Source organism: Streptococcus sp. V913, from assembly GCF_054353455.1.
The window spans coordinates 134,478-147,350 of the sequence record NZ_JBTHHX010000003.1 but is presented as its reverse complement, the minus strand read 5'-3'; the positions used below and the strand labels follow the sequence as shown (position 1 = coordinate 147,350).

General features: G+C 42.5%; 12 protein-coding genes. All 12 read left to right on the top strand.

The genetic code is table 11. From position 1 onward, the window contains the following. Positions 1-45 precede the first annotated feature (45 nt). The 12 genes from ACXYSL_RS06795 to ACXYSL_RS06740 all read left to right on the top strand — a co-directional run bounded on the left by ACXYSL_RS06795 (position 46) and on the right by ACXYSL_RS06740 (position 12,872). Complete coding sequence (locus tag ACXYSL_RS06795) at positions 46-1,044, top strand: nitronate monooxygenase (RefSeq protein WP_458624351.1); 999 nt, start codon at positions 46-48, stop codon at positions 1,042-1,044. 174 nt (positions 1,045-1,218) lie between these two features. Continuing rightward, positions 1,219-3,192 carry a GGDEF domain-containing protein gene (locus ACXYSL_RS06790; protein ID WP_458624323.1) on the top strand — a complete coding sequence of 658 codons (1,974 nt, stop codon included), beginning with the start codon at positions 1,219-1,221 and terminating at the stop codon, positions 3,190-3,192. Then, positions 3,189-3,641 (top strand): 50S ribosomal protein L9, encoded by a 453-nt coding sequence (gene rplI / locus ACXYSL_RS06785; protein WP_000864201.1) that lies wholly within the window; start codon positions 3,189-3,191, stop codon positions 3,639-3,641. Before ACXYSL_RS06790 ends, rplI begins: the two co-directional genes overlap by 4 nt. 43 nt (positions 3,642-3,684) lie before the next feature. Continuing rightward, positions 3,685-5,037 carry a replicative DNA helicase gene (dnaB, locus tag ACXYSL_RS06780; protein ID WP_049537968.1) on the top strand — a complete coding sequence of 451 codons (1,353 nt, stop codon included), beginning with the start codon at positions 3,685-3,687 and terminating at the stop codon, positions 5,035-5,037. Between the two features lies 1 nt (position 5,038). Continuing rightward, positions 5,039-5,314, top strand: coding sequence for a Veg family protein (locus ACXYSL_RS06775; protein ID WP_001278157.1), 276 nt, complete (start codon positions 5,039-5,041; stop codon positions 5,312-5,314). A gap of 90 nt (positions 5,315-5,404) precedes the next feature. Beyond that, positions 5,405-6,514 carry an SH3 domain-containing protein gene (locus tag ACXYSL_RS06770; protein ID WP_458624322.1) on the top strand — a complete coding sequence of 370 codons (1,110 nt, stop codon included), beginning with the start codon at positions 5,405-5,407 and terminating at the stop codon, positions 6,512-6,514. 84 nt (positions 6,515-6,598) lie between these two features. Continuing rightward, positions 6,599-9,232, top strand: coding sequence for a DNA polymerase I (polA, locus tag ACXYSL_RS06765; RefSeq protein WP_458624321.1), 2,634 nt, complete (start codon positions 6,599-6,601; stop codon positions 9,230-9,232). 278 nt (positions 9,233-9,510) lie between these two features. Next, positions 9,511-9,801, top strand: a complete 291-nt coding sequence (locus tag ACXYSL_RS06760) for a thiamine-binding protein (RefSeq protein ID WP_002880743.1) — start codon at positions 9,511-9,513, stop codon at positions 9,799-9,801. Beyond that, the gene (locus tag ACXYSL_RS06755; protein WP_458624320.1) at positions 9,764-10,522 is read left to right on the top strand and encodes an ABC transporter permease; all 759 of its coding nucleotides are present in this window, start codon (positions 9,764-9,766) and stop codon (positions 10,520-10,522) included. Before ACXYSL_RS06760 ends, ACXYSL_RS06755 begins: the two co-directional genes overlap by 38 nt. 37 nt (positions 10,523-10,559) lie before the next feature. Then, positions 10,560-11,567 carry an ABC transporter substrate-binding protein gene (locus ACXYSL_RS06750; RefSeq protein WP_125412810.1) on the top strand — a complete coding sequence of 336 codons (1,008 nt, stop codon included), beginning with the start codon at positions 10,560-10,562 and terminating at the stop codon, positions 11,565-11,567. Next, positions 11,567-12,295 (top strand): ABC transporter ATP-binding protein, encoded by a 729-nt coding sequence (locus tag ACXYSL_RS06745; protein ID WP_458624319.1) that lies wholly within the window; start codon positions 11,567-11,569, stop codon positions 12,293-12,295. Before ACXYSL_RS06750 ends, ACXYSL_RS06745 begins: the two co-directional genes overlap by 1 nt. Before the next feature lie 118 nt (positions 12,296-12,413). Then, positions 12,414-12,872: a CtsR family transcriptional regulator gene (locus ACXYSL_RS06740; RefSeq protein ID WP_001211258.1), complete on the top strand. Its 459-nt coding sequence runs from the start codon at positions 12,414-12,416 to the stop codon at positions 12,870-12,872. Position 12,873 lies beyond the last annotated feature (1 nt).

Here is a 12,873-nt window from a genome sequence, read left to right as displayed (position 1 = left end):
AGAATATGAGGAGACAAATGTAACATTTTCTTGTTGACGGGGATAATGGTGCATCATGCATCCATTTGCCAACAAGAATCAACAGAAAATAGAAGGAGGACTCATATGTCAATTACAAAACTTTTACAGATTCAATATCCAATTTTTCAAGGGGCTATGGCTCAAATCTCACACTATCAACTGGCAGCAGCTGTTTCTGAAGCTGGAGGTCTGGGAATTATCGCTTCAGGTGGTATGACCGGAGAACAGTTGCGAGAAGAAATTCGTGAACTGAGAAAGTTGACAGATAAGCCTTTTGGTGTCAACATCATGTTGATGATGAAAAATATCAAGGATATTGTGACTGTTATCATCGAAGAAAAGGTTCCAGTGGTAACTACAGGTGCAGGAACTCCTAAACATATCATGCCTTACTTAAAAGAAGCTGGAATCAAGGTTATTCCAGTTATTGCCAGTGTCAAGCATGCTCAAAAAATGCAAGAATTGGGAGTTGATGCTGTAATTGCTGAAGGTTCAGAAGCTGGTGGCCATATTGGAGAGACTAATACAATGGCTCTTATCCCACAAATCGTTGATGCGGTAACGATCCCAGTCATTGCTGCTGGAGGTGTGGCAGATGGTCGTGGACTTGCTGCTGCGATTGCCCTAGGTGCACAAGGTGTTCAAATGGGAACAGTTTTTCTTGCTTCAGAAGAATGTCCGATTTCTCAAGCCTATAAAGAAGCTGTTTTGGCGGCAAATGATACAGCGACTGCGGTTACAGGTCGCATCTTGGGAGCGCCAGTTCGTTGTATTCGCAATGAAATGACGGATCACTACATTGAATTAGAGCAGAAAGGTACAAATCGAGAGGAACTGGAAGAAATCACGATTGGTTCTCTGTCTAAGGCTGTGTATGAAGGTGATACAGTTCATGGCTCAATGATGAGTGGACAAATTGCAGGTTTAGTGAAAGACATCAAACCATGTAAGGCTATCTTAGAATCAATTGTGAAACAGGCGCAAGATCGCCTACAAGAAATTCGACTAGAATTAGGTGAATAATTTAGTCTAGGCGGAAGATTCTGTAATACTGAGGAAAAAGGAGAGCGAGGTATTTGCTCTCCTTTTTATATAGGGTTTCTTTAAGAGAATCTTGCTATAATAAAAGCTGTACTTTCTCTTTAAAGGTCGCTTTTTAAGGGCATTTGTGATATAATAATGCGCAAGAGGTTTAGAATGAAAAAAAATAATTTAACCCCGATTTCTGCGGTTCTACTAGGGATTGCAACTTTCGGAACCTTAACAATGCTGATTATTTTTTCACAAAATAATGTTGTAACAATCAGTGCCTTGTTTTTATTTGTACTTCTTTATCTGCTTTTATTCATCTGGCAAAAAAAACGGTATGAAAAGAGCAAAATTGAACAAATCCAATACGTAAACCATCAAGCGGAAGATAGCTTGAACACGTTGCTCGATCAAATGCCAGTTGGTGTTCTGAAATTAGACTTATCTAGTGGCGAAGTCGAATGGTTTAATCCTTATGCTGAGTTGATTTTGACGACTGAAGAAGGCGAAATTGATGTTGACTTGATTCAAACTATCATCAAGGCTTCTGTGGGGAACCCTGGTTCTTATGCTAACTTGGGGGAAACACGCTATGCCGTTCATATGGACAAGGTTTCGGGTGTCCTTTATTTCTTTGACGTTTCAGGGGAATACGAAGCAACTGTTGAATTGGTAACGAGTCGACCAGTGATTGGGGCCATCTCGGTAGATAACTACGATGATTTGGAGGATGCGACATCTGACTCTGATATCAGCCATATCAATAGCTTTGTAGCCAATTTTGTTTCAGAATTTGCTAGTAAGTATGCTATGTTCTCTCGTCGTGTGGGGATGGATCGTTTTTATGTATTCACAGATTACACAGTACTAGAGGAATTGATGAATGATAAATTCTCTGTTATTGATAGTTTCCGAGAAGAATCAAAACAGAGGCAGCTAGCCCTAACTTTAAGTATGGGATTTTCTTATGGTGATGGAAACCATGAAGAGATAGGGAAAATTGCCTTGCTCAACTTGAACTTAGCAGAAGTTCGCGGTGGTGACCAGGTGGTGGTCAAGGAAAATAACGAAACCAAGAATCCAGTCTACTTCGGTGGAGGAACTGCTGCGTCTATCAAACGTACTCGTACACGTACCAGAGCCATGATGACAGCTATTTCTGATAAGATTCGAAGTGTTGACCAGGTTTTTGTAGTCGGTCATAAAAATCTAGATATGGATGCTTTAGGCTCTGCTGTTGGTATGCAGTTGTTTGCAAGTAATATTATTGAGAACAGTTATGCTGTCTACGATGCAGACCATATGCCAGCAGATATCGAGCGTGCTATCCAGTTCTTGAAGAAGGAAGATGTCACGAAACTTTTATCTCTTACAGATGCGATGAAGCTAGTTACAAACCGTTCATTATTGATTCTGGTGGATCATTCCAAGACGGCTTTGACCTTGTCAAAAGATTTTTATGATTTGTTCACTCAAACTATTGTTATTGACCATCATAGACGTGATCAGGATTTCCCTGATAATGCAGTCATCACCTATATTGAAAGTGGGGCAAGTAGTGCCAGTGAGCTGGTCACAGAATTGATTCAGTTCCAAAATTCTAAGAAGAATCGTTTGAGTCGTATGCAGGCCAGTGTTTTGATGGCTGGTATGATGCTGGATACCAAGAATTTCACATCTCGCGTGACGAGCCGAACCTTTGATGTGGCTAGCTATCTGAGAACACGGGGAAGTGACAGTATTGCTATCCAGGAGATTGCTGCGACAGATTTTGAAGAGTACCGTGAGGTAAATGAACTCATTTTACAAGGTCATAAGCTAGGTTCAGATATCTTGATTGCCCAAGCTAAGGACACAATGTCTTATGACACAGTTGTTATCAGTAAGGCTGCCGATGCTATGTTAGCTATGTCTGGCATTGAAGCCAGCTTCGTTCTAGCAAAAAATACACAAGGATTTATCTCTATCTCAGCTCGAAGTCGTAGTAAAATCAATGTGCAACGCATTATGGAAGAGCTGGGTGGTGGAGGCCACTTTAATCTAGCAGCTGCGCAAATCGAGGATATGAGTTTGTCAGAAACAGGAGAAAAATTGACTCAACTAATCTTGGAAGAACTAAAGGAAAAGGAGAAAGAAGAATGAAAGTAATCTTTTTAGCAGATGTTAAAGGAAAAGGAAAAAAGGGCGAAATCAAGGAAATGCCAACTGGCTATGCTCAAAACTTCCTGATTAAAAAGAATTTGGCCAAGGAAGCGACTGCTCAAGCAGTGGGCGAGTTGCGTGGTAAACAAAAATCAGAAGAAAAGGCTCATGCTGAAATGATTGCTGAAGCAAAAGCCATCAAGGCTAAGCTTGAAGCAGAAGAAACGGTTGTAGAGTTTGTTGAAAAGGTTGGACCAGATGGCCGTACATTTGGCTCCATCACTAACAAGAAAATTGCAGAAGAATTGCAAAAGCAATTTGGTATCAAGATTGACAAACGCAATATTCAAGTGCAAGCACCAATTCGAGCAGTAGGTTTGATTGATGTACCAGTGAAAATCTATCAAGATGTTACAAGTGTCATCAATCTTCGTGTAAAGGAAGGGTAAGTTTACAACTTCTTGACAAGATTGTAAAAGGAAGGAAAGTCGGATGGCAGAAGTAGAAGAACTACGAGTTCAACCTCAGGATATTTTGGCAGAACAATCTGTTTTGGGGGCTATTTTTATAGATGAGAGCAAACTCGTTTTTGTACGGGAATACATTGATTCCCGTGACTTCTTTAAGTATGCTCATCGGTTGATTTTCCAAGCGATGGTAGACTTGTCGGATCGTGGAGAAGCGATTGATGCGACAACGGTTCGGACGATTTTGGATAGCCAAGGAGATCTGCAAAATATTGGTGGCTTGTCTTACCTTGTTGAAATTGTCAATTCAGTACCAACTTCAGCTAATGCGGAGTATTATGCTAAAATTGTAGCCGAAAAGTCTATGCTACGTCGCTTGATTTCCAAGTTGACAGAGTCTGTCAACCAAGCCTATGAGGCTTCTAAGCCTGCAGACGAAATCATCGCTCAAGCTGAAAAGGGACTCATTGATGTTAGCGAAAATGCCAATCGTAGTGGGTTCAAGAATATTCGCGATATTTTAAATATCAACTTTGGGAACTTAGAAGTTCGGTCACAACAAACAACGGATATCACTGGTATTGCAACGGGTTACCGTGATTTGGACCATATGACGACAGGTCTCCACGAGGAGGAGCTAATTATCCTAGCGGCGCGTCCAGCGGTTGGTAAGACGGCCTTTGCTTTGAACATTGCGCAGAACATTGGGACTAAGTTGGACAAGACGGTAGCTATCTTTTCACTGGAAATGGGTGCGGAAAGTCTAGTAGACCGGATGCTAGCGGCCGAAGGCTTGGTGGAGTCTCATTCTATCCGTACAGGTCAATTGACTGATGAGGAGTGGCAAAAGTATACCATTGCTCAAGGGAACCTAGCCAACGCGAGTATCTATATCGATGATACGCCAGGGATTCGAATCACGGAAATTCGTTCGCGCTCACGTAAACTGGCTCAAGAAACAGGCAATCTAGGCTTGATTTTGATCGACTACCTACAGCTTATCACAGGGACTGGTCGTGAGAACCGCCAACAAGAAGTCTCTGAAATTTCTCGTCAGTTGAAAATCCTAGCTAAGGAGCTAAAGGTTCCAGTCATTGCTCTCAGTCAGTTATCTCGTGGAGTGGAACAGCGGCAGGATAAGAGACCAGTCTTGTCTGATATTCGTGAATCGGGTTCTATCGAGCAGGATGCAGATATCGTAGCCTTTCTATACCGTGACGACTACTACGATCGTGCGGGTGAAGAAGAGGAAGGAATTCCAAATAATAAGGTTGAGGTTATCATCGAGAAAAACCGTAGTGGAGCTCGTGGAACAGTGGAATTGATTTTCCAAAAAGAATACAATAAATTTTCAAGTATCTCAAAGAGGGAGGCATAAGATGTCAGATGCATTTTCAGATGTAGCCAAGATGAAAAAAATCAAAGAAGAGATCAAGGCGCATGAGGGACAAGTCGTTGAAATGACTTTGGAGAATGGCCGTAAGCGCCAAAAAAATCGATTGGGTAAGCTAATTGAGGTTTATCCATCCCTATTTATCGTTGAATTTGGGGATGTTGAGGGAGACAAACAAGCCAATGTCTATGTCGAATCCTTCACCTACTCAGACATCTTGACAGAAAAGAACTTGATTCGCTATCTAGACCAAGAATCATAAAATGAAGTGAGCTTTGCTCACTTTTTTCTTTTTCTCCCGAATAGTATAAACGAGGGTAACCTCGGAAATTTATATCACTAAGGAGAATGAATGACGTTTTTTAAATCAGGAGTTAAGAAGAGTAGATGTACTCAGTTGAGTGTAGGGTTGGCTACTTTGTTCGTTACGAGTACCTTTTTGTTTGGTGGGGAATCGGTTCAGGCCGACAGTGTAGCGCGTGGTGATGACTATCCGCTTCACTACAAAAATGGTAGTGTTGAAATCGATCAATGGCGGATGTATTCTCGCCAGTGTACCTCTTTTGCGGCCTTTCGTTTGAGTAGTGTAAATGGCTTTGAGATTCCTCCTGCCTACGGAAATGCGAATGAATGGGGGCATCGTGCTAGTCGTGAAGGTTATCGTGTGGATACTAAGCCAGAAGTTGGGGCTATTGCTTGGTCGACAGAAGGTTATTATGGGCACGTGGCCTGGGTATCAAATGTATCAGGGGATACGATTGAGATCGAAGAGTATAATTATGGGGTTAGGGAGAAATACAATCGTCGCAGCGTAAAAGCTAGTTCTATGACAGGCTTTATTCATTTTAAGGACTTAGTAGAGAATGGTGGTAGAACTGGAAATCCTATCGGGTTAGGGTTGGCATCTAGTGGAACTCATACGTTTACTCAAAAGTCTGCCATTCGAAACCAGCCGTCAAGTACAGCACAAGTTATTGACTACTACTATCCTGGTGAAAATGTTAGCTACGATCAAATCGTAGAAAAGGACGGTTATAAATGGCTCAGCTACCTATCCTATAGTGGAACGAGGAGATACGTCCAGTATATGGAAACAGAATCGGTGGAGAATGGTTGGAAGAAGCAAAACGGTATTTGGAATTACCGTGAGAACGGGAAACTCGCAACTGGTTGGAAGAAAATAAATGGCAGTTGGTATCACTTTAAAGACAATGGAAGCATGTCAACAGGTTGGGTGAAGGATAGTTCGCATTGGTACTATCTAAAGGCATCAGGGGAGATGCAGACAGGATGGCTCAAGGAAAATGGAACATGGTATTATTTGGAGAGTTCAGGGGCTATGAAGTCTAGCCAGTGGTTCCAGGTAGGAGGAAAGTTTTATTACGTCAATGCTTCAGGGGCTTTAGCAGTGAATACTACTGTAGATGGCTATCAAGTGGATAGTAATGGAGCTAGAATCTAGAAAGAATATAAAAAAGAGGGCTTCACTACCATTTGCCTATTCTTTCCGATGGTATTTTTCCCCTCTTTCCTTTATAATGGGTGTATGGACAAGAAAAAATTATTATTAATTGATGGATCTTCTGTTGCTTTTCGAGCTTTTTTTGCGCTCTATCAGCAGTTGGATCGGTTTAAAAATGCTAATGGACTTCATACCAATGCAATCTACGGCTTTCAACTCATGTTGAATCATGTCTTAGAGCGAGTTGAACCCAGCCATGTTTTGGTAGCTTTTGATGCTGGTAAGACGACTTTTCGAACAGAGATGTATGCAGACTACAAGGGTGGCCGTGCTAAAACTCCAGATGAGTTTCGTGAGCAATTTCCCTTCATTCGTGAGTTGTTAGACCATCTTGGGATTCGCCATTATGAGTTGGCCCAGTATGAAGCTGATGATATCATCGGGACCCTAGGTCGTTTGGCTGAGAAGGATTCCTTCGATGTGACTATCGTTAGCGGAGACAAGGACTTGATCCAGTTGACGGATGAGCATACAGTGGTTGAGATTTCCAAGAAAGGTGTGGCTGAGTTTGAGGCCTTTACGCCAGACTATCTTATGGAAAAAATGGGCCTCACACCAGCTCAGTTTATCGATCTTAAGGCTCTTATGGGGGATAAGTCTGATAATATCCCTGGTGTCACGAAAATCGGTGAAAAGACGGGTATCAAGCTATTGCTGGAGCATGGTTCGCTCGAGGGTATTTATGAAAATATCGATGGGATGAAGGCTTCTAAGATGAAGGAAAATCTCATCAATGACAAGGAACAAGCCTTTTTGTCTAAAACCTTGGCGACCATTGAGACAAATGCACCGATTGAGATTGGCCTTGATGATTTGCTTTATAGTGGACCAGATGTGGAAAATCTCGGAAAATTCTACGATGAAATGGGTTTTAAACAGCTCAAACAAGCCTTGAATGCTTCTCAGGCGAATCAATCTGAGACTTTGAATTTCACCATGGTGGACAAAGTGAGTCAAGATATGCTGAGCGCAGACTCCATCTTCCACTTTGAACTTTTTGGTGAGAATTACCATACAGATGACTTGGTTGGTTTTGCCTGGTCCTGTGGGGACAAACTTTACGCTACAGACAAACTTGAGCTCTTGCAGGAGCCGATTCTCAAGGATTTTCTAGAAAAAACACCTCTGAAAGTGTATGATTTTAAGAAAGCGAAGGTTCTTTTAAATCGTTTGGGCTTGAATTTGCAGGCCCCTGCTTTTGACAGCCGTTTGGCCAAATACCTCCTCTCTACTGTCGAGAACAATGAAATTTCAACCATTGCGAATCTCTATGGCCAAACTTATTTGGCTGATGATGAGATTTTCTACGGTAAGGGGGTCAAGAAAGCCATTCCTGAGAGAGAGAAATTCTTGGAGCATTTGGCTCGCAAGGTTGCTGTATTGGTTGAGACGGAGCCTGTTTTGCTTGAAAAACTCAGTGAACACGGGCAGTTAGACCTTCTCTATGACATGGAGCAACCTCTGGCTTTTGTCCTTGCCAAGATGGAAATCGCTGGGATTACGGTCAAGAAAGAGACCTTGCTTGAGATGCAGACTGAAAATGAGCTTGTCATTGAAAAGCTAACTCAGGAGATTTATGAGCTAGCTGGTGAGGAGTTTAATATCAACTCACCCAAGCAGTTGGGTGTGCTTCTCTTTGAAAAGCTCGGTCTTCCCCTAGAATACACCAAGAAAACCAAGACAGGTTACTCAACAGCAGTGGATGTGCTAGAGCGCCTAGCCCCTATTGTGCCAATTGTTAAGAAAATTCTAGACTACCGTCAAATTGCTAAGATTCAATCGACTTATGTGGTTGGCTTGCAGGATTGGATTTTAGATGATGGCAAGATCCACACGCGCTATGTGCAAGATTTGACTCAGACTGGGCGTTTGTCTAGTGTAGATCCAAACTTGCAAAATATCCCTGTTCGCTTGGAACAAGGTCGCCTCATTCGTAAGGCTTTTGTGCCAGAGTGGGAGGATAGTGTCCTTCTTAGCTCCGACTATTCACAGATTGAGTTGCGCGTTTTGGCGCATATCTCTAAGGATGAGCACTTAATCAAAGCCTTCCAAGAGGGGGCAGATATCCATACTTCAACAGCCATGCGTGTCTTTGGAATTGAACGTCCTGAGGATGTGACTCCAAACGACCGTCGCAATGCCAAGGCGGTTAACTTCGGAGTGGTTTACGGGATTTCAGATTTTGGCTTGGCAAACAATCTTGGTATTAGTCGTAAGAAGGCCAAAGCCTACATTGATACCTATTTTGAACGTTTTCCTGGAATCAAAAACTATATGGAAGAAGTGGTACGTGAGGCGCGTGATAAAGGCTATGTAGAGACCCTCTTCAAGCGTCGTCGCGAGTTGCCAGATATCAATTCGCGCAACTTTAACATTCGTGGTTTTGCAGAGCGGACAGCTATCAACTCCCCTATTCAGGGTTCGGCAGCAGATATTCTCAAAATTGCTATGATTCAGCTAGACAAAGCTCTAGTTGAGGGTGGTTATCAGACCAAGATGCTCTTGCAAGTGCATGATGAAATCGTTCTTGAAGTTCCGAAATCAGAACTAGCAGCTGTCAAAGTACTAGTGAAACAAACCATGGAAGAAGCCATCCAACTCAGTGTTCCCCTTATCGCAGATGAAAATGAAGGGGCAACCTGGTACGAGGCTAAATAAGAAAGCTATGATAGAGTTTGAAGCGCGTGCCTTCAAGCTCTTTTTCATGATTTTCTGTAAGCAGTTTCCTTGACTTTTCCTTGTATTTGCGTTACTATATGTCCATATAAGATATGGGAGTCTGTGTACAGTCTGAGAGGAAGTGTTAAACTTCGACCGCACCTGATCTGGGTAATGCCAGCGTAGGGAAGGATACTTAACCGAATTCTGCACCTTTTCCATATATGGCAAAGGTTTTTCTTTTTGTCAAAAAGAAAAACTGAGAAGAGGAGGTTTTTATGAAAGCAAGCATTGCCTTGCAAGTCTTGCCCCTATCACAGGGGATTGATCGAATTGCTATTATCGATCAAGTGATTGCTTATCTGCAAGCTCAGTCCGTGACCATGGTGGTGACACCCTTTGAAACGGTCTTGGAAGGGGAGTTGGATGAGCTCATGCGCATTCTCAAAGAAGCGCTTGAAGTGGCCGGGCAGGAGGCAGATAATGTCTTTGCCAATGTCAAAATAAATGTAGGAGAGATTTTAAGTATTGATGACAAACTTGAAAAGTATACTGAGACGACACATTAGTCTATTGGGTTTTCTAGGAGTCTTGTCAATCTGGCAGTTAGCGGGCATATTCAAACTTTTACCCAAGTTTATCCTGCCAACTCCTCTTGAGATTCTCCAGTCCTTTGTTCGTGACAGAGAATTTCTCTGGTACCATAGCTGGGCGACCTTGAGAGTGGCTTTACTAGGTCTAGTTCTAGGAGTCTTGATTGCCTGTCTTATGGCGGTGCTCATGGATAGTCTGACTTGGCTCAATGACTTGATTTATCCTATGATGGTGGTTGTTCAGACCATTCCGACCATTGCCATAGCGCCTATCTTGGTCTTGTGGCTAGGCTATGGGATTTTGCCCAAGATTGTCTTGATTATCCTGACAACAACCTTCCCTATCATCGTCAGTATTTTGGATGGATTTAGGCATTGTGACAAGGATATGCTGACCTTGTTTAGTCTGATGCGAGCAAACCCTTGGCAAATCCTTTGGCATTTTAAAATACCAGTCAGCCTGCCCTACTTTTATGCGGGATTGAGGGTCAGTGTCTCCTACGCCTTTATCACAACCGTGGTGTCTGAGTGGTTGGGAGGTTTTGAAGGACTTGGTGTTTATATGATTCAGTCTAAAAAACTGTTTCAGTATGATACCATGTTTGCCATTATTATTCTGGTGTCGATTATCAGCCTTTTGGGTATGAAATTGGTCGATGTTAGTGAAAAATATGTGATTAAATGGAAACGTTCATAGAATAAGAATGTTTCAAAAAAGAAAAGAGGAAATGAAAATGAAGAAAACATGGAAAGTGTTTTTAACGCTTGTAACGGCTCTTGTAGCTGTCGTACTGGTGGCCTGTGGCCAAGGAACTGCTTCTAAGGACAACAAAGAGGCAGAAGTTAAGAAGATTGACTTTATCCTAGACTGGACGCCAAATACCAACCACACAGGGCTGTATGTTGCCAAGGAAAAAGGTTATTTCAAAGAAGCTGGAGTGGATGTTGATTTGAAATTGCCACCTGAAGAAAGCTCGTCTGACTTGGTGATCAATGGCAAGGCGCCATTTGCTATCTATTTCCAAGACTACATGGCTAAGAAATTGGAAAAAGGTGCAGGAATCACTGCCGTTGCCGCTATCGTTGAGCACAACACATCAGGAATCATCTCACGTAAATCGGACAATGTCAGCAGTCCAAAGGACTTGGTTGGGAAGAAATACGGAACTTGGAATGACCCGACTGAACTTGCTATGTTGAAAACCTTGGTGGAATCTCAAGGTGGAGACTTCGAAAAGGTCGAAAAAGTACCAAACAACGACTCAAACTCCATCACACCAATTGCCAATGGCGTCTTTGACACTGCTTGGATCTACTATGGGTGGGACGGTATCCTTGCCAAATCTCAAGGTGTAGACGCCAACTTCATGTACTTGAAAGACTATGTCAAGGAATTTGACTACTACTCACCAGTTATTATCGCAAACAACGACTATCTCAAAGACAACAAGGAAGAAGCTCGTAAAGTCATCCAAGCCATCAAAAAAGGCTACCAATATGCTATGGAACATCCAGAAGAAGCTGCGGATATTCTCATCAAGAATGCACCTGAACTCAAGGAAAAACGTGACTTTGTCATCGAATCGCAAAAATACTTGTCAAAAGAATACGCAAGCGACAAGGAAAAATGGGGACAATTTGACGCAGAACGCTGGAATGCCTTCTACAAGTGGGATAAAGAAAATGGGATCCTCAAAGAAGACTTGACTGACAAAGGCTTCACTAATGAATTTGTAAAATAATGACAGAAATTAGACTAGAACACGTAAGCTATGCCTACGACGATGAAAAGATTTTAGAGGACATTAACCTACAGGTGACTTCGGGTGAAGTGGTTTCTATCCTAGGTCCCAGTGGTGTAGGCAAGACTACCCTCTTTAACCTGATTGCAGGAATTTTAGAAGTCCAGTCGGGAAGAATTGTCCTTGATGGAGAGGAGAATCCCAAGGGGCGCGTGAGTTATATGTTGCAAAAGGATCTCCTCTTGGAGCACAAGACGGTGCTTGGCAATATCATCCTGCCCCTCTTGATTCAAAAGGTGGATAAGGCGGAAGCTATTGCCCGAGCGGATGATATCCTTGCGACCTTCCAGCTGACAGCCGTACGGGATAAGTATCCTCATGAGCTCAGTGGTGGGATGCGGCAACGTGTGGCCTTGCTTCGTACCTACCTTTTTGGGCACAAACTCTTTCTCTTGGATGAGGCCTTTAGTGCTTTGGATGAGATGACAAAGATGGAACTACACGCTTGGTATCTGGAGATTCATAAGCAGTTGCAGCTAACGACCTTGATCATCACACATAGTATTGAAGAGGCCCTCAATCTTAGCGACCGCATCTATATCCTAAAAAATCGGCCGGGACAGATTGTTTCTGAAGTCAAACTAGATTGGTCCCAGAGCGAAGACAAGGAAGTCCAAAAAATTGCCTATAAACGACAAATATTAGCAGAATTGGGATTAGATAAGTAGAAAAATAGGGAGTTGGTGAAGATTATCCTTTACCAGCGCCCTTTTTCTTTAAAAAAATCAAAAATTTCGGTATAATAGTCAAAGATAGTCAAGGTTCAAAGAAGGAGTTTGATTTACTATGAGATTTAAAAATACATCAGATCATATCGAAGCCTATATCAAGGCGATTTTAGACCAGTCTGGTATCGTGGAATTGCAACGGAGCCAGTTAGCTGATACCTTCCAGGTTGTGCCAAGTCAGATTAACTACGTCATCAAGACACGCTTTACGGAAAGTAGAGGTTACTTAGTTGAGAGCAAGCGTGGTGGTGGAGGCTACATTCGAATCGGACGGATTGAGTTTTCCAATCATCATGAGATGCTCCGCGATTTGCTTTACTCGATTGGTGAGCGAGTTAGTCAGGAGATTTATGAGGATATTCTCCAGCTTTTGGTGGAGCAGGACCTGATGACCAAGCAAGAGATGACCTTGCTGACTTCAGTAGCAACGGATCGTGTCCTAGGGGAAGAATCTTCAGTTGTCCGTGCCAATATGCTCCGACAGCTATTACAAGAGGTAGATAGAAAAGAGAAGTAAG

Coding starts and splice junctions, on each gene's coding strand:
- ACXYSL_RS06760 (WP_002880743.1), top strand. CDS start 9,511: ATGAAAGCAAGCATTGCCTTGCAAGTCTTGCCCCTATCACAGGGGATT.
- polA (WP_458624321.1), top strand. CDS start 6,599: ATGGACAAGAAAAAATTATTATTAATTGATGGATCTTCTGTTGCTTTT.
- ACXYSL_RS06790 (WP_458624323.1), top strand. CDS start 1,219: ATGAAAAAAAATAATTTAACCCCGATTTCTGCGGTTCTACTAGGGATT.
- dnaB (WP_049537968.1), top strand. CDS start 3,685: ATGGCAGAAGTAGAAGAACTACGAGTTCAACCTCAGGATATTTTGGCA.
- ACXYSL_RS06755 (WP_458624320.1), top strand. CDS start 9,764: ATGACAAACTTGAAAAGTATACTGAGACGACACATTAGTCTATTGGGT.
- ACXYSL_RS06775 (WP_001278157.1), top strand. CDS start 5,039: ATGTCAGATGCATTTTCAGATGTAGCCAAGATGAAAAAAATCAAAGAA.
- rplI (WP_000864201.1), top strand. CDS start 3,189: ATGAAAGTAATCTTTTTAGCAGATGTTAAAGGAAAAGGAAAAAAGGGC.
- ACXYSL_RS06750 (WP_125412810.1), top strand. CDS start 10,560: ATGAAGAAAACATGGAAAGTGTTTTTAACGCTTGTAACGGCTCTTGTA.
- ACXYSL_RS06745 (WP_458624319.1), top strand. CDS start 11,567: ATGACAGAAATTAGACTAGAACACGTAAGCTATGCCTACGACGATGAA.
- ACXYSL_RS06740 (WP_001211258.1), top strand. CDS start 12,414: ATGAGATTTAAAAATACATCAGATCATATCGAAGCCTATATCAAGGCG.
- ACXYSL_RS06795 (WP_458624351.1), top strand. CDS start 46: ATGGTGCATCATGCATCCATTTGCCAACAAGAATCAACAGAAAATAGA.
- ACXYSL_RS06770 (WP_458624322.1), top strand. CDS start 5,405: ATGACGTTTTTTAAATCAGGAGTTAAGAAGAGTAGATGTACTCAGTTG.